22 protein-coding genes and 1 tRNA gene are annotated in these 22,406 nt (G+C 51.1%); 8 read left to right on the top strand and 15 right to left on the bottom strand.

Features of this window, described 5'->3' with window-relative positions; translation table 11 throughout:
• Entirely contained in the window at positions 1 to 615 is a 615-nt protein-coding gene (locus HYT77_05625; protein ID MBI2067471.1) for a hypothetical protein, read from the bottom strand.
• A gap of 137 nt (positions 616 to 752) precedes the next feature.
• Positions 753 to 1,370: a hypothetical protein gene (locus tag HYT77_05620; protein ID MBI2067470.1), complete on the bottom strand. Its 618-nt coding sequence runs from the start codon at positions 1,368 to 1,370 to the stop codon at positions 753 to 755.
• 89 nt (positions 1,371 to 1,459) lie between these two features.
• Between HYT77_05620 and HYT77_05615 the strand changes: the two genes are divergently transcribed.
• Positions 1,460 to 2,341 (top strand): 4-hydroxy-tetrahydrodipicolinate synthase, encoded by an 882-nt coding sequence (locus HYT77_05615; GenBank protein ID MBI2067469.1) that lies wholly within the window; start codon positions 1,460 to 1,462, stop codon positions 2,339 to 2,341.
• A 7-nt stretch (positions 2,342 to 2,348) separates the two neighbouring features.
• On the opposite strand, the gene HYT77_05610 is transcribed toward HYT77_05615, so the two are convergent.
• Together HYT77_05610 and HYT77_05605 are read right to left on the bottom strand one after the other, a co-directional pair.
• Positions 2,349 to 3,068, bottom strand: coding sequence for a hypothetical protein (locus HYT77_05610; protein ID MBI2067468.1), 720 nt, complete (start codon positions 3,066 to 3,068; stop codon positions 2,349 to 2,351).
• 82 nt (positions 3,069 to 3,150) lie between these two features.
• Positions 3,151 to 4,341 carry a hypothetical protein gene (locus tag HYT77_05605; GenBank protein MBI2067467.1) on the bottom strand — a complete coding sequence of 397 codons (1,191 nt, stop codon included), beginning with the start codon at positions 4,339 to 4,341 and terminating at the stop codon, positions 3,151 to 3,153.
• 85 nt (positions 4,342 to 4,426) lie between these two features.
• Here HYT77_05605 and dapB point away from each other — a divergent pair, with 85 nt between their 5' ends.
• Positions 4,427 to 5,122: a 4-hydroxy-tetrahydrodipicolinate reductase gene (dapB, locus tag HYT77_05600; GenBank protein MBI2067466.1), complete on the top strand. Its 696-nt coding sequence runs from the start codon at positions 4,427 to 4,429 to the stop codon at positions 5,120 to 5,122.
• A 100-nt stretch (positions 5,123 to 5,222) separates the two neighbouring features.
• Here dapB and HYT77_05595 read toward each other — a convergent pair whose 3' ends face one another.
• Both HYT77_05595 and HYT77_05590 read right to left on the bottom strand, forming a co-directional pair.
• On the bottom strand, positions 5,223 to 5,525 hold the full coding sequence (locus HYT77_05595) for a type II toxin-antitoxin system RelE/ParE family toxin (GenBank protein ID MBI2067465.1): 303 nt from the start codon (positions 5,523 to 5,525) through the stop codon (positions 5,223 to 5,225).
• The gene (locus tag HYT77_05590) at positions 5,522 to 5,794 is read right to left on the bottom strand and encodes a type II toxin-antitoxin system Phd/YefM family antitoxin (protein MBI2067464.1); all 273 of its coding nucleotides are present in this window, start codon (positions 5,792 to 5,794) and stop codon (positions 5,522 to 5,524) included. The genes HYT77_05595 and HYT77_05590 overlap by 4 nt, the downstream gene beginning before the upstream one ends.
• A gap of 140 nt (positions 5,795 to 5,934) precedes the next feature.
• Here HYT77_05590 and HYT77_05585 point away from each other — a divergent pair, with 140 nt between their 5' ends.
• The 4 genes from HYT77_05585 to fsa are packed head-to-tail and all read left to right on the top strand — an operon-like array spanning position 5,935 to position 10,750.
• A complete protein-coding gene (locus HYT77_05585; GenBank protein MBI2067463.1) occupies positions 5,935 to 8,418 on the top strand; it encodes a hypothetical protein in 2,484 nt (827 codons plus the stop codon).
• 45 nt (positions 8,419 to 8,463) lie between these two features.
• Positions 8,464 to 9,627: an LL-diaminopimelate aminotransferase gene (locus HYT77_05580; protein ID MBI2067462.1), complete on the top strand. Its 1,164-nt coding sequence runs from the start codon at positions 8,464 to 8,466 to the stop codon at positions 9,625 to 9,627.
• Complete coding sequence (gene folK / locus HYT77_05575) at positions 9,624 to 10,094, top strand: 2-amino-4-hydroxy-6-hydroxymethyldihydropteridine diphosphokinase (protein ID MBI2067461.1); 471 nt, start codon at positions 9,624 to 9,626, stop codon at positions 10,092 to 10,094. Before HYT77_05580 ends, folK begins: the two co-directional genes overlap by 4 nt.
• 11 nt (positions 10,095 to 10,105) lie before the next feature.
• The gene (fsa, locus tag HYT77_05570; GenBank protein MBI2067460.1) at positions 10,106 to 10,750 is read left to right on the top strand and encodes a fructose-6-phosphate aldolase; all 645 of its coding nucleotides are present in this window, start codon (positions 10,106 to 10,108) and stop codon (positions 10,748 to 10,750) included.
• 5 nt (positions 10,751 to 10,755) lie between these two features.
• Here the strand turns inward: fsa and HYT77_05565 are convergent, their stop codons facing one another.
• The 4 genes from HYT77_05565 to dnaX form a co-directional block, all read right to left on the bottom strand.
• Positions 10,756 to 11,334, bottom strand: coding sequence for a gliding-motility protein MglA (locus HYT77_05565; GenBank protein ID MBI2067459.1), 579 nt, complete (start codon positions 11,332 to 11,334; stop codon positions 10,756 to 10,758).
• 108 nt (positions 11,335 to 11,442) lie between these two features.
• Entirely contained in the window at positions 11,443 to 11,826 is a 384-nt protein-coding gene (locus tag HYT77_05560; GenBank protein MBI2067458.1) for an endonuclease domain-containing protein, read from the bottom strand.
• Between the two features lie 119 nt (positions 11,827 to 11,945).
• Positions 11,946 to 12,533: a recombination protein RecR gene (gene recR, locus HYT77_05555; GenBank protein MBI2067457.1), complete on the bottom strand. Its 588-nt coding sequence runs from the start codon at positions 12,531 to 12,533 to the stop codon at positions 11,946 to 11,948.
• Complete coding sequence (gene dnaX, locus HYT77_05550) at positions 12,530 to 14,071, bottom strand: DNA polymerase III subunit gamma/tau (protein ID MBI2067456.1); 1,542 nt, start codon at positions 14,069 to 14,071, stop codon at positions 12,530 to 12,532. Before dnaX ends, recR begins: the two co-directional genes overlap by 4 nt.
• A 191-nt stretch (positions 14,072 to 14,262) precedes the next feature.
• Here dnaX and HYT77_05545 point away from each other — a divergent pair, with 191 nt between their 5' ends.
• Positions 14,263 to 16,074 carry a thrombospondin type 3 repeat-containing protein gene (locus HYT77_05545; GenBank protein ID MBI2067455.1) on the top strand — a complete coding sequence of 604 codons (1,812 nt, stop codon included), beginning with the start codon at positions 14,263 to 14,265 and terminating at the stop codon, positions 16,072 to 16,074.
• 7 nt (positions 16,075 to 16,081) lie between these two features.
• On the opposite strand, the gene HYT77_05540 is transcribed toward HYT77_05545, so the two are convergent.
• From HYT77_05540 to HYT77_05530, 3 genes are read right to left on the bottom strand one after another with little or no spacing between them, the layout of a single operon-like run.
• Positions 16,082 to 17,635, bottom strand: a complete 1,554-nt coding sequence (locus tag HYT77_05540) for a hypothetical protein (GenBank protein MBI2067454.1) — start codon at positions 17,633 to 17,635, stop codon at positions 16,082 to 16,084.
• A complete protein-coding gene (locus HYT77_05535; GenBank protein ID MBI2067453.1) occupies positions 17,632 to 18,459 on the bottom strand; it encodes a ChbG/HpnK family deacetylase in 828 nt (275 codons plus the stop codon). The genes HYT77_05540 and HYT77_05535 overlap by 4 nt, the downstream gene beginning before the upstream one ends.
• Positions 18,428 to 19,219 carry a glycosyltransferase gene (locus tag HYT77_05530; GenBank protein MBI2067452.1) on the bottom strand — a complete coding sequence of 264 codons (792 nt, stop codon included), beginning with the start codon at positions 19,217 to 19,219 and terminating at the stop codon, positions 18,428 to 18,430. Before HYT77_05530 ends, HYT77_05535 begins: the two co-directional genes overlap by 32 nt.
• 158 nt (positions 19,220 to 19,377) lie before the next feature.
• Between HYT77_05530 and HYT77_05525 the strand changes: the two genes are divergently transcribed.
• Positions 19,378 to 19,464 (top strand) — tRNA-Ser (locus HYT77_05525).
• 78 nt (positions 19,465 to 19,542) lie between these two features.
• Here the strand turns inward: HYT77_05525 and HYT77_05520 are convergent.
• Together HYT77_05520 and HYT77_05515 are read right to left on the bottom strand one after the other, a co-directional pair.
• A complete protein-coding gene (locus HYT77_05520) occupies positions 19,543 to 21,000 on the bottom strand; it encodes a hypothetical protein (protein MBI2067451.1) in 1,458 nt (485 codons plus the stop codon).
• Positions 20,997 to 21,842, bottom strand: coding sequence for a TIGR02147 family protein (locus tag HYT77_05515; GenBank protein MBI2067450.1), 846 nt, complete (start codon positions 21,840 to 21,842; stop codon positions 20,997 to 20,999). Before HYT77_05515 ends, HYT77_05520 begins: the two co-directional genes overlap by 4 nt.
• Positions 21,843 to 22,406 lie beyond the last annotated feature (564 nt).

Below are 22,406 nucleotides of genomic sequence, written 5' to 3'. Positions count from 1 at the left end.
CTATTGATATCGACGTTCAAACCCTAGAAAATACGAATAGAACCGCCCTGCAGGACCATAGGCATCTGAACCGAGTAGATAGCTCCCTCCGCTAGTCGCAAGGCTCACATTCCATTTTGGAATTCCATAATAATCATTAAATCCTAAAATCAATCTGGCAATACCCCCATAACGTTTCTCTGGCATCGCTTCATCATCCACCCTATCGCCAAAATTAACCCCCCACTCAGCCAACATCCCGCCAAAAACAGATAGGGACACCCGACGACTATCTAAAAGCCTCAACCTTCCACCCAATTCCAGATCACCACCCACCTCATTGATCTTTGCTTGCCGATGCAAGGCTCCCCCATCTGTGGTACGAACAAGTAAATGAAGTGCTCCCTCACCAGAAAGAAACTGATCGGGATCGGCTATCCCGCTCACCCCCCATCTGAGGGTGTTGTTCAACGATGCCTTGGGATTAATATTATTTCCACTACGCCCCCTTGGCAAAAAAGTTTCTCCGACCCCAATGTCAAGACCTGCAAAAAAATGCGGTTGCTGACGATCCGCTAATCGCGTCTCTTCCTCAATACTCCTATCATCCCGAGCTGAAATCTTTTCAGACCCCATAAAATACCTCCTCCTATAGGTTAAAATATCGTCCGATCTGCCGCTGCAAGAGAGATCGAGCTTAGATCTTCAAAGATGCCTTGAAATGTTGTTTGACAGATAAAAACGTACTCTGGGGGAGTACGAGTCTAACAGCCTCAATAAAATCTGAGCCCGAAGGTTCCCATCACAGACCAGAAGCCTCCTAGAAAGGTTACTCCATCAGAATTAATAACGGAGCCTCCTCCAAGCGCCCCCAATCCGAAATACGCCACAGGAATTCTCGAATGGTCCTTGAGATCGATCACACCTCGAACAACCCCTCCAGTCCGCGACATAAACTGAGGGGCACTATAATCATATCCAAACTCAGCCCCTGCCGCCGCAAGCCCACCCCCAAAGAGCGAAAGGTCAAGTCGACGTCCCTGATAAAACCTCACCCTCCCACCCAGTTCAACATCGGCGATTATCTCATAGGTATCGGTATCACCACGTCCCCTAACATTGATAAGGTGGGTCGCGGCCTCAAGGGAGAGCCTCTCATAGGGACGATCAATCCACCGAACACCGGCCAAAATACCACTGTCAGAATAAAGCTGCGATTCTCCACGGTGGTCCCGACCATTCCCTTGCGGAAGTGCCAGTTGACCATAGTCTAAACCGACCTCCGCATACAAATGATGCCGCTGTCTGTCCGGAAGAGCCGGTTGACTATCATCTAAACCGACCTTCCTGTGAGAATGATGTCGTTGTCCGTGACGAACAGGTCTTGGCATAAAGCCTCCCTTCTCTCGTACTATGTGTCTCGTCTCCGTCCCAAAAACAGTTGCGCGGTTTCTCCACCGCTGGTAGCCCCTTCTCCAATATGGACCATCCCTTTCAAGGCTCTCTCGTTGCACTCATTACCCCGTTCAAAAAAGGAAAGGTCGATGAAGAGGCACTAAAAAAACTCGTCGAGTGGCATATTGCGGAGGGGACCGACGGGATCGTTCCCTGCGGAACGACCGGCGAGTCAGCCACCCTTGATTACGAAGAGCATGACCGGGTCATTGAGATCGTTGTAAAACAGGTCAAGGGGCGTGTGAGGGTCCTGGCCGGAACCGGTTCCAATGCAACCGCCGAGGCGATCCAAATCACACGTCATGCGGAGAGGGTCGGGGCGGACGGCGCCCTGCTTGTCTCACCCTACTATAACAAACCGACCCAGGAGGGGCTTTATCGTCATTATAAGGCGATTGCCGAATCGGTCGGCCTTCCACTCATCCTTTACAATGTCCCGGGTCGTACCTCCGTCAACATCCTGCCGGAAACCGTGGTACGACTCGCCGGTATCAAGAACATTGTCGGGATCAAAGAGGCGTGTGGTAACCTCACGCAGATCAAAAAGGTGATTGAACTCTGCGGCCGTGACTTTACGGTCCTCTCCGGCGAGGATGCACAAAATTTCGAGATTATTGCATTGGGAGGACGCGGAATGATCTCTGTAACGGCCAATGTCGTTCCACAAAGACTGGCCAGGATGTGGGATCGCTATGCCTCCGGTAAAAAAGAAGAGGCAAGAGGGATCCATGAGGCGCTGCTCCCCCTTCATGAGGCGATGTTTTTCGAGACAAACCCGATCCCCGTCAAGACCGCTGTCGCCCTCATGGGAAGGTGCGAAGAGGAGTGGCGACTCCCGCTTTGCGAAATGGGGAAACAGAATCGGGAAAAGCTGCTTCATGTTTTAAAAGAGTATCAACTGATCTGAAGAGCGATCATCTCAGTAAAGCGATCATACGGTAAAAATCGATCACAGTTCCTCCCTGAAATCCCTCTTGCTCATAGCCATCTCCCTTCGTCCAATCTGCCTGGAGGTAGAGCCCCACGATTCGATACAAAAAAGAGACCTCGCCTCTTATAGCACCGAAAAGACCGACAGGATCACCCTCCGATCGGGAGAGATAAAGTTTTCTTGCACCGATCGCGGGACCCACTACGAAGGAGACGATCTCCGAACCGAAGTTGCGATCCCACCAAAGTGCCCCGGTATAGCTTCTTCCCCTCTCAGACCTCCTACCGTCGTTAGATAAAGAGTCGCCGTAAAGAAAGGCGAGACCAAACGCATTTCTCCCATAGCTCTTCCCGAGACGGAGTCCGGATGAAAGTCCCTGAAAGGATCTTTCCCTCCCCCCCTCATCAATACTCTCTGTCAAAAGCCCCAGTTGAAGCTGGAAGAGAGGCGCCTCCCGTTTTAAAACCCAGCGGAGCGCCCTGTCATCAATGGGGACCCCTTGAACCACTTTCTCCGGATCAACGGGCTTGAGCGTAACACCCAGAACTTTTTGGAACGATTCCCGTAAAAAGAGATCCTCCCTGGAGATATCTCCTAACGAGGGAACACCATATTCTTCAAACAGGTAAAGAAGCCCCACCAGAGAAAGGAGCTTGTCTCGTCTGCGAACGGCATGAAAGGTCAGATCCGGTTTCTCCCGCAAGAGGAGCGAATAGAACGCCTCGCGTACCTCCGCGAAATCTTCATGAGGTTCATTCAGCTCCTCACGTATCCCGTCCGATCCCTCAATCGCATAGCCTGAGACAAAGCATTCTTCTCCTTTCGTGCGATAGGCCTGGAAAATCCTCCTTATTTCTGATCAGGCGACTGAGCTCCATATAGTTCGCCAACTCCTGGGGGGTAAGACAACTCTGGAGGCTCAAGGCATAGTAATCACGGAGACCACTACGATCCGGCTCCGTAATCCGATTTTCATTTGAGGGAACAAAAAAGTCCGAGGTGCCATGGCCCGTTACCTCGTGTAGGAAGGTCGAACGGATCATTGAGCCCTCCGGATCTAGATCGATCCAGACCCTATTTATCGAATAGTTGTAGTTGCCGCCCGCCGGATTGCCGTCCTTGACCTTCAAGGACTCCGCCGTCTTCTGGGGGGCAAGCACAAAGAGAAGGGGAAGTTTTCCATCCTCTCCCTGAAAAAACGGCAATACCATCCTGGAGGGAAGCGCCTGTAGGAGCAGTGCCAATTCGGAGACGGTCTGAAACCTTTTCTCTTCCGAAACCGAGGCTGGGAAATAGGTCTCAACGAGGATCTCATCTTTATCAAAATGAATCTTGTAGATTTGAGACTGAGTGGTCTCTTTCGTCGCATCCGCAGGGACAGGGGCCGGTTTACTGATCAGAACCTCTCTCTCTTCCGGTTTCAGCACCGTTTTTGCGCCGAGCCTTTGCCCCGACCGACCGATAAATAAGAAAGAGACGTTCTCAGGGGTTTCCGTCACCTTGAGAAAATCTCTCCCTTTAAATGAATAGACGACAATGAGGCTATTTCCTTCTTTTCTCGCCTGACGCCCTGCCCCCGCGTCGATCAGGACCGACTCCCACTCCATCAAGAGGTATGGATCGGACCAGGGGACGATGAGATCAGCGTGACCTTTGAGATTGACCTTATGAAAGGGAGTAACCATCTGCGAAAATTGGGGATTGGACTGAACCTCAAAACCATACGCCTGCTCATGAAAGCGATCGACCGATACCTTCAGGCCACGCCGGTTCCAGTCCCGAAAAACAGCTGAGGCATCAATCGAGGGAACAGAATCGGAGAGAACGGCTGGCACCGATACGGTCGCAGAGGAGCGAGGTGCCGCAGCAACAACGGAAAACGTAGAGGGGGAGTGAACACCCGGTTTATCATCGATGACAGGCACCAAAGGCTCGTACGACGGCCCCTTGGCACCAACCCGGATTCGACCCTCCATGGATTGCTCCATTCCCATAAGTGTTTATCGGGGGGAACAAGATATTAGTTGCGAACCGGCAAACCTCTCATTTAAGACCCAGATCGTGATCAAGATTGTTATCAAAGGGGCCTCCGGAAAGATGGGGAGCAGGATCTCCGCCTTGGCAGAGAGGGATCCTGTTTTTCGAATCGTCCCGACAATCGAAGAGGCGGATGTGATGATCGACTTCTCACATCCCGATGCGACTGTTCCTAATCTCCAAACGGTAAAGGCCGCAAAAAAAGCGGCCGTGGTCGGTACAACGGGTCATTCCCCAAAACAGAGAGAAGAGATCGAAAAAATGGGAAGGCAGATCCCGCTCGTTTTTTCCCCCAATACAAGCGTCGGTGTGAACCTGTTCTGGAAGCTCCTGGAGCAGTCGGCTCATCTCTTGGGAGCTGAATTTCAGGTTAAGGTTCGTGAAGCGCACCACATCCATAAAAAGGACGCCCCGTCCGGGACCGCCCTGCAGATAGCAAAGATCCTCGCGGCCGTTCGCCAAACAACACCGGACAAGATACCGATCGAATCGATCCGTGAGGGAGAGGTGGTAGGGGATCATACCGTGATCTTTGAAACGGCCGGCGATATCCTGGAACTGACCCACCGCGCAAAATCCCGCGACACCTTTGCCTTGGGGGCCCTCAGGGCCACCCAATGGATTACCGGCAAACCCAATGGGCTTTACAGCATGGCCGATGTGTTGGGAATGAACAACCCCGCGGCAAGACCGCGGGGTTTCTTGGCGGAATCCCCGTAGCCACCGACCCTCCTCTGCCAATGCTTCGGATCTCCGGACCATTCATCCCCTGCCGCAAGACGGCAGGGTTTTCTGGCCGAGGCGGATAAAGGCCTCGCTCCTAACGGCATCCCATCAACGGGCTTCTCGTTTTCAAGCGCTTGGAAAGTTCTTCGTAGATGACACGCCGAGGGCCAATCGCCACGACATGAACCGCCTTCTTGGAAGAATCAATGGCATAGATAATTCTGAGCTTTCCGACTCGGTAAGTAAAATACCCTTTTAAATCCTCCTCCAAAGGCTTCCCTTCATGTGGGTTTTTGGCAATTTGCCGAAGCGACTCTTTCACATGCCTTTTTAAAACAGGCATCATGTGGCTTAAGGCGACACGGGTCTCCTCATCGAAATCGATCCGGTAGATCATTTAATCTTTTCACCGAAGACATCTTCAAAAGAATAACGCCGCCTCCCTTTTTTAAGTTTGGCTATGCCCTTTTTCACCTCATCATAAAATTCGCGATCCGCTTTGATCTCTTCCGTTTCCTTCCATCCCTCATAAGTCTCGGCCGAAAGCAACACGGCGGCCGGACTGCCGTTTTTGGTAATAATATATTCGTCATCCTGATCGATTACTTTATCAACCAGATGGTTAAGCCTCATCTTCGCTTCCGACAGAGAAAGGATCTTTTTCATTGAAGCCTCCTGTGTAGTTAGATGGACCTGAATATAGGTCTTTTTTGAAGGTACGTCAATTCCTTCTTCTGGGCGGGACTGGCAACAGTTAGCTGTGAAATCGTGGCAACCTTTTTTGCCCCTCCTTCGATAGTGAGGCCATGCAGAGACCGGCTGTCGGACCAATCATCACAACGACTCTCTACTTCCCAGGTTCGGGCGGGATCTTCGAGGCGGCCAAGGAGACGATCCATCTCGCCCAGACAACCCCCGGTGACAAACAACTCTGGTACTCCCTCGCCTTCTCAGCAGCCGCGGCGTTGGCGGGCGGACGAACGATCGCCATCGCGACAGCAATTGCGGGAGGCTCTCTCTTTGCAACATTCCGAACCCATCGGGAACAGATCCGAAGGGCGTATGAGTCCGGTGCAAGCGTCACGACAGGCGCGGTTCTTATGGAAGGCGGGGGCCTCCTCTTTCAAAACTCCGTGATGGTCTTTGCCGGGCTCTGTGGAGGACCGGCCAGCCTCTTTGTCTCGAGCCGGGTTGCCTCAAGACTTGCCCTTTCACCCCTCACCGGGAAACTGACCAGTTGGATCACAACACAAACTCCGCTCGTCGGAACCGCCGCATCCCATGCCGCACAAACAGTGACCCGAATCGTCGTGAGTGGTCTCGGTATCGAGGCGTTCGCGTTGACGACACACACCGTCTCCTGTTTGGGACAGCGTTTTCTCCTGGGACAGGAAGAGGCTTTCAATGATTTCTTCGGCCAGGCCCACCACCTTGCCCTCTTCATGGTGACACAAAAAATGGTCGGCCTGACGGGGCTCGGTCGATCAATCGCCTCCCGTTCTATTTTTCAAAACAGCCCCAGGGCCGATTTCAGTCATGCCTTGCAGATCAAAACCAACACGGCAGGACGATTTTATGCCTGGTCCGCCGAAACCATCGCCGCCTCCAGCATCATGCAGCTGTTTTCTCAAGACGACTTCTGGTCGGATGAAGCTCTAAACTCTTATTTTACGCGTGTCGGAAATGAGACCTGGGAGTTTGGCAAACTGCACCTGGGTGGCAAGATCCTCCCTCACCATTTACCGGGCTTAAAGACGAGAATGGAATCGATGCAGTTTGAAGAACAGCAGGCACTCCAGACCTTTGATGAGCAAATGGTCGAGGCCCGCTTTCTCTCTCAGGGATGGCCGGATGCGGGACTCCTCTCCCAAGCAAAGCAGTTTTACGAACAATTCCAATCGATCTGGCCCTCTCCTAATCGTCAAGAGAACGCCCCTTCGATCCCGGAATTCTCAAAACGGTTCGACGCACTCGATGGATGGAAGAGGTTTCAGAAGGAATTGGGGCTTGTTACAACCAACACCCTAACCGGCGTTCTTTGGTTTGGCACCGATGTCGTTCCCCATTACTCGGAGTTTGTTGAGGCTCTCCGTTCAAAGCCACGCCTTGCAAAGATCGGGATGAGAGGGATGTTTGACGAACTCCCAGGCTGGAGGGCAACGGGATTGAATATCTTAAAAACCTTGAATCGCTCTCTTGAGGTGGAGGCCGAGCCTCAATTTGGGTCCAATCAATTACCAACCCTCTATAACCGAACAACACTGCTGCTCTATTCAGAGAGGCATGTACGAGAGCAATTAAAATCTAATGAGGCCGTTGCAGAATCGGCCGAGGCGTTCATGAAGATGCGACTTGATGGTTCATTGAACCAATTACTCTACACCTCTCTCTCCTTCTCACCCTTAAAATATTGGGGGTCAGCCAGTTATGCCGAGTGGTTTGTCAATCCGGAGATCGGCAAGGCCTCAAGATCGCTCCAACAGGCCCTGCTGGACTATCTCGTTCGTGAAGAGGCGACCTTAGAGATCGAAAAACTCTATCTCTCAGAGATTGAGCAACTGGAGATGGTGAGGCGGCAATGGGGTGAAGCGGGACCGGAGGCGCAAGGCATTGAATCATTCCAGCGAGATCTCACCTATGATCACCCCCTCTCGACCCATGAAGTATCACGAGTATTACTCCGGTTTCTCGCGGGAGATAATAAAGGTCTCGTGGATGACATCGCCAAAAGCCATCAGAAAAGAAAACTAGGTGAACTCATTGGTCTCCATATTCAACAGAAATTGAATGCGAACCCTCACCGAATACCGGTCAGGGTCGCTCAGGCCGATGGGGTCGACCAGGTACAACCTCCCCCCTCACCGGACCGGCTCCTGTATGACGTCCTGATAACAACCGGCTTTGCCGCTCACTCCATCGATTCACTGTCCGGCAGGATTATAACCAAGGAAAGGTGGGGCCCGCTTGAACGTCATTTTGCCGATACCCTGTTTGCCCAAATTGATTTTCTCACAAGACGACTCAATATCCTTCGTCAAACTGCATTAAAGGAAGGGAGCTTGGACCAGTGGCAGGCGCGCTTCAAGGCAACGGTTGACCGTACCACCTTTATTAATGAGGTCTATCCCTCGATTGAACGAATGGTTGAGTTCTGCCAGCAAAGGGAAACCGAACTCAAAGGCAGAGATAATCTTTATGACCGAATGAGAATCCGCAGGATCTCTGACCGGTTGAATCAGCTCAGAAGGATTGCCCGAGAGTTTATCGGCTTTGCACCAACCTGGAATTGATCCGGTTTGACTTGAATCCTATCCCCCTGCTAGATCGCCATCACGATGAAAATCCTCACTTCCAAACGAATAATCCAGCTCCCGCCCTATCTCTTCGCTGAACTCGATCGGTTAAAGGCCGAACGGATCCGGAAAGGGGTTGATGTGATCGATTTGGGGGTCGCCGATCCCGATCTCCCAACACCTCCCCACATTATTGCCGCGCTCCAGAGAGCGGCCGAGGATCCGGCCAATCACCGATATCCGAGTTACAGCGGACTCAACCGGTTCCGCGAGGCGGCCGCTGGATGGATGAAGAGGCGATTTGGCGTGAAAGTCGATCCGTTGCAGGAGGTTGTTTCCTTGATTGGTTCCAAGGAAGGGATCTCCAATTTCCCGCTGGCGTTTGTCGATCCAGGCGATGTCGTGCTCATTCCCTCGCCCGGTTATCCCCCCACAACGAGCGGTACCCTCTTTGCCGGTGGAACGCCCTATTTTATGCCACTTCATCGGGAGAACAAGTTCTTGCCTGATCTCAATGCAGTCCCCGAATCGGTCGCCCGCCAGGCGAAGGTGATGCATCTTAATTATCCGAATAATCCAACGGCAGCCACTGCCCCACGTGACTATTATGAGAAGGTCGTGGCATTTGCCAAAAAACACGAGATCATTGTTTGCCATGATGCCGCCTACTGCGAACAGTACGACAAAGAGCCTCCCCCCTCTTTCCTGGAATTTCCCGGCGCAATGGAGATCGGCATCGAATTTCATTCACTCTCCAAGACCTACAACATGACCGGTTGGCGGATCGGTTTTGCCTGCGGTAATCTGGAGCTCGTCGCCGGACTGGGAAAGATCAAGACCAATATCGATTCCGGCATTTTTCAGGCGGTTCAATGGGCCGGGATTGCAGCGTTGGAGGGAGACCAGAAATGCGTGGAGGGGATGCGACAGGTTTACCGTCAACGCCGAAACCTGATGAAGGAAGGCCTAAAAAAATTAGGGTGGGATGTTGCTTCTTGCTCAGGTGGAATCACCCTCTGGGTTGCCACTCCAAAATGTTTTAAGTCAAAAGAATTCTCCAAAAAGGTCCTGGAGGAATGTGGTGTCGTGCTCACCCCTGGCAACGGTTTTGGTGAGGCAGGAGAAGGATATGTCCGGATCTCTCTCACCTGTGCGGATGAGAGATTGGCGGAGGCGTTGGAGCGCTTGAAAAGGGTTCAAGTTTGACGATCACCTACATCGCCGTCGGTTCTAATTTGGGGAACCGAGAGAAAAACATCCAGGCCGCCTGCCGCTTGATGGAACAATCAGGAATCTCGATACGTCACCAATCTCCTCTCTATAAAACAGAATCTCTCACACGAAACCAGGAGACCGCCCCGCCCTATCTCAATGGTGTCCTTGAGATTGAGACCCAACTGGCCCCACCTGAACTCTTGGCAACACTCGAAACAATTGAAAGAGAGCTCGGCCGCACAGCAAAGAGAAACTGGCAACCACGAACAATCGATCTCGACATTCTTTTTTACGGAAACGAAGTCATTGTGACACCCAATCTCAAAATCCCCCACCCCGAGATCCCTAAGCGGTGGTTTGTTCTGAGGCCGATGGCGGATTTAAATCAGGAGTGGCTGCATCCGGTCTTGAAAAAATCAATAAAAGAACTGTTGCAAAACATCCCGTCTCCTTTGTAAACCCCCTCTCCATGCAATTCTTTATCGACAGTGCCGACGTGAAGGAGATCCGTGACTGCTGGGAGATGGGGGTTATCGACGGCGTCACGACCAATCCGTCACTCGCCGCCAAGACCGGCCGAAACTACAATGAGACGATCAAGGAGATCGCCGGTATCGTCGACGGCCCGATTAGTGCCGAGACGATTTCCCTCGATTTTGAGGGGATGATGAGGGAGGCGTATCACTTTGCAAAAATACACAAAAATATCGTCGTAAAGATCCCGATGACCCCGACAGGATTAAAGGCGGTCAAACAGTGCTCCAAGGATGGCATCAAGACCAACGTCACCGTCACGTTTACGGCTAATCAGGCCCTGCTGATCGCCAAGGCAGGGGCAACGTACGTGAGCCCGTTTGTCGGTCGCCTCGACGACATCTCGGAGGAAGGGATGGAAGTGATCCGTCACATCCGACAGATCTACGACAACTACGATTTCAAGACAAAGATCCTTGTTGCCTCGGTAAGACATCCGATCCACGTGCGGGATGCCGCACTGATCGGTGCCGACGTCGCCACGATCCCTTACAACGTCCTGTTGCAACTCTCAAAACACCCGTTGACCGATGCCGGCATTGAAAAGTTTTTAAAAGATTGGGAGAAGGTACCGAAGTAGGAATCTTACTCTTTCTTGAGCCCTTTCAAGACCTTCCTGGCTACAACCTGTAACGTCTCCATCACACCGGTCCCCTCCTTGGCGATCCCCTCGGTCAATTCGATCCCCTGAAAGAGCTGTTTGAATTCAGAGACAGGAATGACCGCCTTCAGATCCCGTTTATTGAGCTGAACAACGGCCGGCAGCATTTTGATATCCAGATCAAACTCGGCCAGATGGGCCACCAAATTTCTCCAGCTTTCAATATTCCGGTCGAGTTGGTCGACGCGGGAGTCGGCAACAAAAATGACCCCATCAACCCCTTTGAGAATAATCTTCCGGCTCGCCTCAAGATGGGGCTGGTCCGGGAGGGTATAGAGATGAAACCGGACCTTGTACCCCTTAATGCTCCCCAAGATCAGCGGGAGGAAATCAAAATGGAGCGATTCATCCCCCTCCTCCTTGAGCGAGGGGATCTCGCCACGTCCATCGGAGGAGACCTTTTTCAAGATTTGTCGGAGATTAGTCGACTTCCCGGCAAGCCGTGGACCGTAATAAACGATCTTGCAGTTGATCTCCTTGGTATGAGGATTGATGAAGGACATGGGGGTACTTTGAAATATCCCCCCATCGATGTCAACCGCGATATCCCCCTTCCATGACGATCGAGAAGGCTAGACGTCCCCCTTAATTTAAGGGGGACGAAAAGGAAATCACGACAGTCTTGAAAGGGGGATATCCAAGGACTCAAGAATCTTTTCCAAGACTCCTTCCGGATTTGTTAAAAATTCGCTGTTCCAAAATCTCAGAACACGAATCGATCTAGATTTCAAAAAATCTGTTCTTTCCTGGTCATATTCAATAATGAACTGTTCTGCATGCTGACCTCCATCCAATTCAACTGCTAGTCTCTGCGAAGGACAATAAAAGTCCAGAATGTAAGGTCCCACACTATACTGTCTCCAAAATTTGAGACCTTTTAAATTCTTGTTCCTGATCAAGCGCCAAAGAAGACGTTCTGCATCCGTTTGATCCTGACGTAGTTGCCTTCTCCGGTCTTTTAAGATGGGGTTGTTGAATACAATCCTATCTCGCATAATACCTCCGACGGAGAGTAAATATCCCCCTTCCATGACGATCGAGAACACCAGATGTCCCCCTTAATTTAAGGGGGACATCGACATCGTGATCTAATGACTTCCGAGGGAGGGGGATACTAAAACTCCCGCCTCGTCAGCAGTGACTGGGCCATCGTCTGGGCATCGGTATACTCGAGCGTCCCGCCAATCGGTACCCCGGAGGCAATACGGGTCATCTTGACCTTGAGCGGTGTGAGAAGTTTTTTGAGGTAGAGCGCCGTCGCCTCCCCCTCGACATTGGGATTGGTCGCAAGAATAACCTCTGAAAACTTCCCCTCTCTGATTCTCTTGACCAGGCGATCAAGTTTAAGCTCCTCCGGCCCTACTCCATCCAGCGGCGAAATAGTCCCATGCAACAGATAATAAAGCCCCCGGTATTGACCGGTCTTCTCGACCGTTATCAAATCAGAAGGTCCCTCGACAACGCAAAGCTGATTCCGGTGGCGTCGGTCATCGCGGCAGAGATGACAAACCTCCTCCTCGGTTAAATTTTGACAGAGGCGACAAAACCGCACCTTCTCCTTCATCCGAAGGAGGGCCTGGCCAAGTTCCTGGGTAATCCCTTTCTCTTCCTTAACGAGAAACAGGGCGAGTCGCATCGCCGACTTTTTTCCCAAACCCGGGAGCTTGGTGAGAACCGTTGCAAGATGTTCCAGGGGATTCATGGTGACGGAACCGTTCTCGTTGATCGGGGGTTAAAAATAGAGACTGCCTCGTCAATCAAATCGGAAGAGCGCATCCCTGGTTCTTCCTTCGCCTCCCCCTCCTGAAGTTGAAATTTCATCGGCTGACCCCAAAAATCGACGATCAGCCCTTCTAACTGTGCTACCCGATCACGATCCTTGAGCATTTCAAGATGGATCGAAGACCTGGGAAAGGTCACAAGAATAGATTCTTTCCCGATAACGGCGGAGAGGGAATGCTCCAGAATCGATGAGAGCTGGGGTTTTTTGACCGAAAGATGTTTGATAAAATCATTCCAACTCTTTCCGTGTTGAGGTTGTTTCTCTTTTTTTGGTTCGACTCCACTCACGGGAGGTCGAGGGGCGGGAAGGGTCGTCGGCCCTTTACCACTGATCTCTTCCAAGCGCTGAAGAAGGGTCTCAATCGACTCCATCTCTGCGGAATGAGCCAATCGCAATAACAATACATCCAGAAGAATCCGGGGAGAGGGCGACCTCAGTAGATCGGGGATTCCCTTCTGCAACATCTGAAAAATCTGGTCCAATCTTCTTTCGGAAGCCATCGCGGCGATCTCCTGAAGAGAGCGGATTTCATCGGCGGGGAGATCGAAAAGAGAAGGCTCCTGACTCACACGAACCACAAGAAGATGACGAACCGTCTCCAGGAGCTCCACAACAAAACGTTTTGGATCGATCCCCGACTGCGACATACGATCAAGCGTCTTGAGGAGAGTAGGGGCATCACCCGAAAGAATGGCAGAGAGGATCTCTCTTAAAAAACGTCTTGGCGATCCCCCAAGCACCTGTTCTACCCCCTGCAGGGTCACTTCGCCTTCGCAAAAAGAGGCAATCTGGTCCAGAAGCCCCAAGGCATCTCGCAGTCCCCCAAGCGCCTGCCGGGCTATCTCGTAGAGGGCCCCCTCCTCCACCTGAATCGATTCCTGCCCGGCAATCTTCCGAAGACGATCTACAATCAGGCCGATCGTAATCGGCCTCAAATCAAAACGGAGACAGCGGGAGATGACGGTCACCGGGACCTTTTGTGGTTCCGTTGTCGCAAAGATAAAGAGGGCATGGGCCGGAGGTTCCTCCAACGTTTTTAGAAGGGCATTGAAGGCGGCGTTGGACAGCATATGCACTTCATCGATAATATAGATCTTGTATCGTCCGCCCGGTGGCAGATAGCGGACCTTCTCACGCAGATCCCGGACATCATCAACCGAGGTGTTGGAAGCCCCATCAATCTCAATGACAGAAAGGGAGCGTCCCTCGGTTATTTCCATGCAGGAATTACATGTGCCGCACGGCGTTGGGGTCGGCCCGTTGGCACAATTCAGTGCCTTCGCAAAGATACGGGCGAGCGACGTCTTGCCAATCCCCCGGGAACCGGTGAAAAGGGAGGCGGGGTGATGATGATCACCGGTTAAAAGATTTTTCAAAATACGAACCGTGGTTTCCTGGCCGACCACATCCTCAAATGTTTGTGGCCGATATTTGAGTGCGAGTACCTTATTGGACATGAGAGAACAGGGTTAAACTCCGCCTTGACTGAGACTGTCAAGGCGCTTCGCTATTATCATGCTTATCATAATGATAACTTGTACCCCGTCGGCATAAACAAATACTTTTTAAAATTAGCAAGATAGTTTAATATATCCCCAGAGAGACGGGCAAGCTCTTTCGGAGCTATTCGGCAGGCAGACAAGTTACTATGGGCAAGCACGTTTTGCTTTTAGTTTTTCTCTTTTTGGGGACAATCATTCTACCCCGAACTTTGCCTGCACCTCCTCCCAGTACAGCATTTCTCAAGATGGATGACCGTGATAAAATCCCATACGGGCGAGATAACTGTCCTCGAACTTATAATCCAGACCAACGAGATGGAGACAGGGATCGCGTTGGCGATGTTTGTGACAATTGCCCAAAAAGGCACAATCCAAGCCAATCGGACACCGACTCGGACGGAAAGGGAGACCTCTGCGACAACTGCCCAACGACAGCGAACGCCAAGCAGCTTGATACAGATAGGGATGGGACGGGCAACGCCTGTGATACGGACGATGATAACGACGGGGATCTGGACTTATCCGACAACTGTCCATTAATCGCCAACCCCGATCAGCTGGATGCCGATCGGGATGGCTTGGGCGATGCCTGTGATTCAACATCTGTCTGCATTCCCAGAATAACATCGGCAGAGGTTCTTGGCTGTTCCGCCGTTCATCTTGTTTGGGAACAAGGCTGGACTGTTTGTGGAACTTCCCAAATTCGAATCTCTCGGGATGGAAACCCGCTCTTTACAAGAACCGAGGCCTCCAACAATCTTTATGATTATGCCGTGCCACACAACGCCTCACATATTTATCGGGTAGAGGCTTTTAATGCGACTGGTGGGAGCCTGGGGAGTGATGAAGAGTCGGCAACCATTCCGGATTGCTGGCCTCCTCGCCCGACCTTCAATGTAAAAGTGATCTACGCCAAATTCGCTGATTTTACCGATGACCTCACTGATTCAGCAGGAAGGAGACTCGAGACAACTCGTTTTAATAACCTTATTTTTACCGATTCTCACTCCCTAAACGCTCACCTGCAGGAGAATTCCTACGGTCAATCAAATCTTACAGGGGCATCCTACGGCCCGTACGTTCTTCCTGGAACAATGAGTAGCTACTGTGGGAGCGGAGCCCCTAACGCCTCTTCTTGCAGCAGCGGCTTTGGTCGGGCCATGAGTGATTTGAGGACCCTTGCTGATCCGGCAATCGATTTTTCAGATACCGATATTGTGATCCTGGTCCTCAATGGGTGGGGAGAAGACAGCGCGGGAGGAAGTTTTGCCAATAGCGAAGACCCGAACAATCGCCTCATCATCATGCAGACCAGCTCATTTCAAAATCAGGAAGGTGGCTACTTGCCGGGGAATCTCGTTCATGAACTGGGACATGCCCTAGGGGCCCATTTTCATGCCGGCTCCTGGTCTTGCCCTGGCGATGGACCAGGACCTGATTTCAATAATCTATCCGCTGGTGGATGCTTAGTCTCTGATTATGGTGACACCTTCTCTCCCATGGGGGCAGCTAACAGTTTTCACTTTGATACCTACCACAAATGGAAGATGGGATTTTTAAGAGACTCCCAAATCGCCACAGCTCCTGAGGCGCCTGGAGAATATGAATATCTCCTGGATGCAACCGAGGTGGTATCTGAAGGTATTAAGCAAGTCCGAATTCCGGTGGGAAACGGATATTACTATTTTCTGGAGTATCGAAAACCGGTTGGATTTGACGATTGGGCCTATTCCAGTGGATGGCGTCCTATCCGCGACGCCGCCCAGATTCGGCTCAGAATAGACTGGTTTTATGCGCTTGATACACTTCGTACGGGTAATGCCGTCATCCAATCTGGCTTTCCATTTATCGATACGTACCACAACATCCGTGTGGAACTTTTGGAGCAATCGATTGGTCCCTCCGGCAATCAGGCACGAATCAAAATCACACGAGATGTAACAGCTCCTGCACCCTAGCCGCACCCTATCTTAAGGTTGCCAGACGCCAAATAGACGCCTCTTGATAAGCGGGTTCTTCAACATAGTGCCTTTTGATAAACTCCATCACTTCAGGATAATTCCGGATTGGAAACCGGGAGTAACCATGGAGACCTGTCGGTGCCGTATCCATAATATAGGCGGGTGGATGTTTATGTAAATCAGCCATCAACATCTCCCATGCCTCCGGCATCACAAACCTCTCCGACCGTTCAATCTGCGTAGGGCCCTCCAAGGCCCCGGGGACCCTCCCCACCAGATAATCACTCAAGACAAACCGGGTGGCCGGCAGACGATCGGCATACCAATAGACCGCGGGGGTAAAGCCCCAGACAAGAATTTTATCATCAGGTTCTGTCCGTTCTCGAAGATAGTCGCCATAAATCTTATAGGAGATCATGTCTTCCTGTTTGAAATAGGAGAAAAGGGGATGGATAAAATAACGGGCGAGTGAAAATCCCAAAAAGGGGGCAAGGATCGCAATCATAATAACCTTTTTAAATCGCTGCTTCCGTTCTGGTGACCAGCTGTCGAGGGCTATCGCTGCCAAAAGCGAGAGGGGAGGAAAAAGAAGGACAAAATAATGTTCATAGAATTTTTTGCCGGCTGCTACGGCAAAAAAAGTCAAGAAAAGCCAGATCCGGAGAAGCGTTTCCTGAGGAGTTGCATGAAGTTTTCTTGAAATCCGTTGATAGAACCTCTCCCCAACCAGAAACCAAAGAAGGGCCGTCGAAAGCAGAAAGGGAAAGATGCGCGTCAAAAACTTGTGTCCCAAGGAAATCGTCTCCTGACCTCCGCGGATCAAGTTCCAGCTCCCTTGAAAATTCCAGAAAAGAAATCCGTCAAGCGATGCGGGATAGAGCTGTCCCATCATGAGACAAGGCAGAGGAAAAGAGGCCAGCAGAAAGGTCAGGGAATGTTGGATCGCCCTTTTCCAGCACCATTCCGGTTCAACCCAGGGGAGGTAAACGGCTAAATAGAACAAAGCCACAGGAATCAGTATCCCGCCTTGCTGTTTCACTAACAGGGCCGAGGAGGAAAGGAGACCCGCTGCAACGGTGTGCCATAAAGATAAACGGGAAATCGGAGGGCTTAAAAAAAAGATCGCCAGCGTTGCCGGCAAGATCAGAACAACCTCCAGGCTCGTCGAGACAATCTTTGGCGAAAAGCTCCCTGAAAAAACCACAAAGAAAAGGGCGGCAATAAAACCAGCCTGCGAGGAACGGAGGCGCGTGGCGATCATTCCCAAGGTAGCCGCCGTGAGTAAGGTCCAGACGATCGTCAAGGCATGAACAGAGATCATATTGATTTTGGGGAGGCTGCCCGAAAGCCATGAGGCGAGAACATAGAAGTAGTAGATCCCCATCGGTTTCGTTTCAATAATGTCGACATAAGGAATACCGCCTCTCTGCCAAATCTCGGCAAAGATCGAAAAAATCGCCTCATCGACATGAATGAGTGGCTCCCATAGGAGGGGAAGTCGGGTTACGAGCAGAGAAAGAACAACAAGGAGAAAACACGTCCACCGAGACCGTGTCATGTTAGAAGCTCTCTAAATGAGACTGGACGAAAACCGGATTGTGCAAGAAGCCGCTTCCAGGACGGATCCAAAAGCAACTGGAGCTCTTTTTGACGATCACCCGGAAAGTCATCTCCTAACAATTCCTCCTGCCGGGAAGAGTAACCAGCATGAACCATCACCTCCGCCTCATGCCACCGGTTTTTTTTGAGCAGAGATTCCCAAGAGGCCAAGCCGCCTTCCCCTTGCAGAGAGAAACCGAAGAAAGGGAGTGACCTTACGGGAATGCCAGACCAGAACCTTGGTCGGGCCCCCTTTTGTAAAAAAAGAAAGGTACGGACTGGCAGACGGCGCCATGGCGCGATTTTTTCAATAGGGATTCTGAGGAACGGTATTTGAAACCGTTTGATACAATCTCTAACCCGCTCACAAATGACGGGCAGGACATGAACATGCTGATGCCCATCCAGGTGGGTTGGTTTTCCTCCATAGGAACAGAAAAAATCCCATTGGGCCTGGAGTTCAAGATCAATCTCTTGAGGACGTATCCGGTGTAAAACGGTTTTTTGAATAAGCTGATTTAAGGGGAGAAAGGAACCGTTTCTGTCAACGAGGGTGGTGAGTTTTTCGGGAGGTGAAAGAGGTCTCCCCAGTGTCAGGTTGAAATGCCATCCCAGATCGTAACCCTGTCCTTTCGCCCATTGTAACGCCTGCCGAGCAAACGGAAGATTCACCAAGGCACTAGCGGCTGTAATGCTTCCTGCTTCAAACCCTGCCAGAATCCCGCGAGTAATCGGTTCACTCAGTCCAAAATCATCCGCATTGATCACCAACTTCTTTTCCATAGGAAAGAGCGGTTTTAACGTATTTCCTGCGGTGGGTCCAGTATCTTATCCGGAAGAGATCGATGAACATTTGAAACCCATCGACAAGATAATTCAATGTGGAGCCATCCCGAAAAGAAAAATGGACCGGTATCTCGGCAATTTTGAGGCCGGCCCATTGTGCCAAATAAAGGAGCTCCACATCAAAACTGAAACCGTTCAACCGGAGATTAGAAAAAAGAAATTCCGCTGCGGGACCACTGAAACCCTTCAACCCGGCTTGGGTATCTTCAAAACCAATCGGAACGATCTGACGGGTCAACCGGTTGAAGGTCCGACCGTAAAAGTGCCGTATCCTCAAAGAGGTCAGTTTTTGTACTTCGGTCGAATAACTCGATTCCTTTTTGACCCTCGAGGCAATGGCGAGATCGCTTCCCTGTTTCAAGGCCAACAGGATTTTTTTGACCTCTGTGATTGTAAATGAAAGATCACAATCGGTAAAAATACGAAACTGGCCTCTTGCCGCCAGCATCCCGTGGCGAATCGCAGCCCCCTTCCCCTTATTCCTTTCATGTTCCAAAATGCGAACCTTATAAGGACGCTCTTTTGAGACAAATTCGCGGCAAATCTCCAGGGAATGATCGGGACTACCATCGACAACAAGGATTAATTCCCATGAATCCAGCTCCTGCGAGAGAGAACTGTGAAGCAACTTAAGGCTCTCTGAAAGAAAGGAGGCCGCACGATAGATCGGAAGAATGAGGGAGATTTGAGGAGGCATAAACCGTTCTGTGCATGATCCATAGTGAATGGTGTGCGGGCAGACAAGGGAATAAATGAAACAAGGGAGAGGGTGGAGATAATACTTGAGACGCGAACCCGATCAACGATAGACGTGAACGTGGAACGAAGTTTGGAGGTGAGCGAAGATCGGATTTCGGAGAGGTGGCCGAGTGGCCGAAGGCGTCGGTCTCGAAAACCGATATGCCCGCAAGGGCATCGTGGGTTCGAATCCCACCCTCTCCGCACCAACGAAAATGCCCCTTCGGGGGCTTTTTGGGTCGATTCAAAATTAGGAGGAAAATCTATTTCTCCGACAGGCTCCTAGTAGAGCGGCTCGAGACCAATAACGGAGTCGCGGGATTCGTCGAGCTCTGTCACCTCTCCGCTCTCCTCATCAATTTGACCCAGGATCTGAGAGCCATCGGCGGCGTGTTGACCATGGAAATAGACAATGCCTTGGACAACCATAAAATCTCTTATTTCAATATCCGCTTCACCGAGCAGATCGACAGTTGAAGCTGGATTGCCCGGAATTCTTTTGATGAAGAAGGGGGCGCCATTCGGAGCCGTTCCGGCAATGTAAACCATGTTTCCGGAGAACTTGAAGAAGTTTACCCGGGGGACATTTTTCCAAAGTCTTGAGTCATGAAATCCGAATATTTCCTGTTGGACGATCAATGGAATGTTGTCGGGAAAGATAAAATAACGAAGATTGCGATCTGTCAGGTTAACAATCACGCGGTTCATCTCGATTCCCCGGCTCCCACCGATCAAGGCAAATGCCTCTCCATTTTCGTTTCTTTGAAGGTCATACAAAAAATTGGGGTAGAAACGAGTTGACTCGATTTCTATGTCATCCAGTGAGATCAGGTCGAGACGGGTGATCGGCTTGCCCGAGGGGCGAAAGGAAAAGAGGCCGAGTCGATCAAAGCCGACGAGATCAAAGTGAGAAATGTCCCACGCCACTTCGATCTCCCGGATTCCTCCATCGGAATGAAGGCACTGAAAGAACTTTTCTGATCCATTTTGACGAGTTCCCCTGACAAAGAGTCCGGATCCCCCAACAAAGAGATAATCTTCAACAACCTGATTCTGGTCGGTCACGGTTTCAATGAGACCTGTGATCATCTCCCAGCGATAAAGTGACTGCGAACTAGCATAGTAGATATTTCCTGCGGCATCGAATTGAACCGCCCTGTGTCCCCCCGGAATTCCAAAAATGAAATGCGGGGTCAGAAGATCAGAAAGCTCAGTCACCCGGGGATCGATACAGGTCTGCCTGTTTCCCCCTTCAGAGAGCCGGATCAGTTGACAGGCTGTCTCGCCGATATTGATCGGTTCCTGGAGAAGGAGAACGACGATTCCTTCCGGGCCTGTAAACATTTTGTTGACCAGTGGAAGACGGGAGGGGTCTTCCGCATCGACACCTTCTCTCTCAGGAATAATCACCTCCTCGATCTGGTTGTCGACGAGCTGGACAAGATTGCTTCCGTCGGGACCGGTTCGCTCCTGGAGGAGAGCGAGTACCCCGCCTCCCTTGAGACGGAAGGCGGGGGGATTCCCGGCATGCGTACTGCTGGCTCCACCGTCTTTGGACGTTTCTCCATCGTCAGACGTTTCTCCATCATCCTCTCCCGAAGCGGCATGATCTGTCTCAACAAGGATCGATTCAGGAGCCGAATCTTGTTCCTCAACAGGCGCCCGATTGTAGCAAGCGGGAAAGAGAAGCCCGGATGAGATGAGTAGAAGTCCGAAAAAGGGGACTATTCTTCTTGTCATCTTTTCTCGCCCCCATCCGTTGAAAAATTGAAGAGCTGAAAATTAAGCTGACAGACGGCTGCGGGTCTCCCATTTTTGTTGTTGGCCAGAAATTTTTGGATATCGGACTGGAAATCCCGAACCCGTTTTCGGATCTCCTGAAACTGTTCCGGAGAGAGGGACATCGTGAGTGCCGATATTTCCCTCTGCCGCGGCGAGGCCCGGAGCTGCCGCTGGCCATATTCCATCATTTTGTAGTGGTACTGTGCGAGTGTCGATGATTTCGGTTCGTGATCGGTGGTGAGGTGAGAATCAGACAGCTCCAGTTTTCCGGCATCGTTCTTCTTCAGGAGTCCGATACGTTGCAGGGTATCGAGCGCCTCTCGCGCCTGATCAGCTGAAATGAGACCGGCCAGCTTTTGGGAAATCCAGGCAGGTCTTTCCGAAAAACCTTCGACACGAACCAGCTCCCGGACGACGGGAAAATACCATTGGGAAAAATAAATATCGAGCTCACCATCAAGTTTTCTCGCCTCGCGAAACTCCCGAAATTCGGCTAACCGGTTCAGTGCCTCTTCGATTTCAAGAGGGGTATTGGCCTGATTGAGATGGACCAGTGACCCAAAAAAGAGTTTTTCTCGTGGCGCCAACCCCATGACCCGCGCGAACCGTTGGACACTGGACATTCCCAGATTTCGCTTTCCATTAATGACGAGGGAGAGAAAGTTGGTTGCCCGGAACCCGGCACATCGGAGAAACAGACGGTAAGAAAAACGCCCCGTTTTTGCCCGTTTGCGCTCGTAATAATCCTTCAGAAGCTTCCGGTAGTCCGTGTAATCGTAGATGTCGATACCGGTGTCCATAGGCAAGACACGTATCGACTACGATGAAGGTTTGGTTGCGTACAAAACCGCGTACAACAGAACGTGGATTTTGATCTGTAATTGAGGCGTGACGGTCCCAAGGGAGCCACGATGACCGACAATCCTTATTTAACACCATTGCAGCAAGGTCAGTATCCTGTTGCCTGCAATCTGGCACTTACAAGGTTTCGAGAAGCCCTGAGGGCCAAGATTAAGATAATTCCCTAATCGTCGTTCCCGGCACAATCTTCAGGATCATTGGCAGCTTGCCCCCATATCGCTCATGAGTAGTACGCTAGTGAAAGATGAGAAGAGCCCGACATAGAGAAGGGGTGTTCTTTGAAAAGTGGGTCGATCAAAGAAGTACATCAATCCGTAACTCAAGACTGAGCCGGCAGTTGTTACCCCCGCCATCTCTTCAAACATTCCTCGGCTGCTTTTCGGCCGATCCGCTAGAGCGTTAATGGCAACGGCAGCCACTGCCACACTGGCAAAAGTCCACAGAAAGGACCGAACTTGAATCGGCACCAATCCCACGGCAGAAACACTGGACTCCAAAGATCG

It is taken from the genome of Deltaproteobacteria bacterium (assembly GCA_016180855.1).
Taxonomy (GTDB): Bacteria; UBA10199; UBA10199; order JACPAL01; family JACPAL01; genus JACPAL01.
The sequence above is the reverse complement of the archived record's forward strand: the minus strand, read 5'-3'. Positions and strand labels throughout refer to the sequence as shown.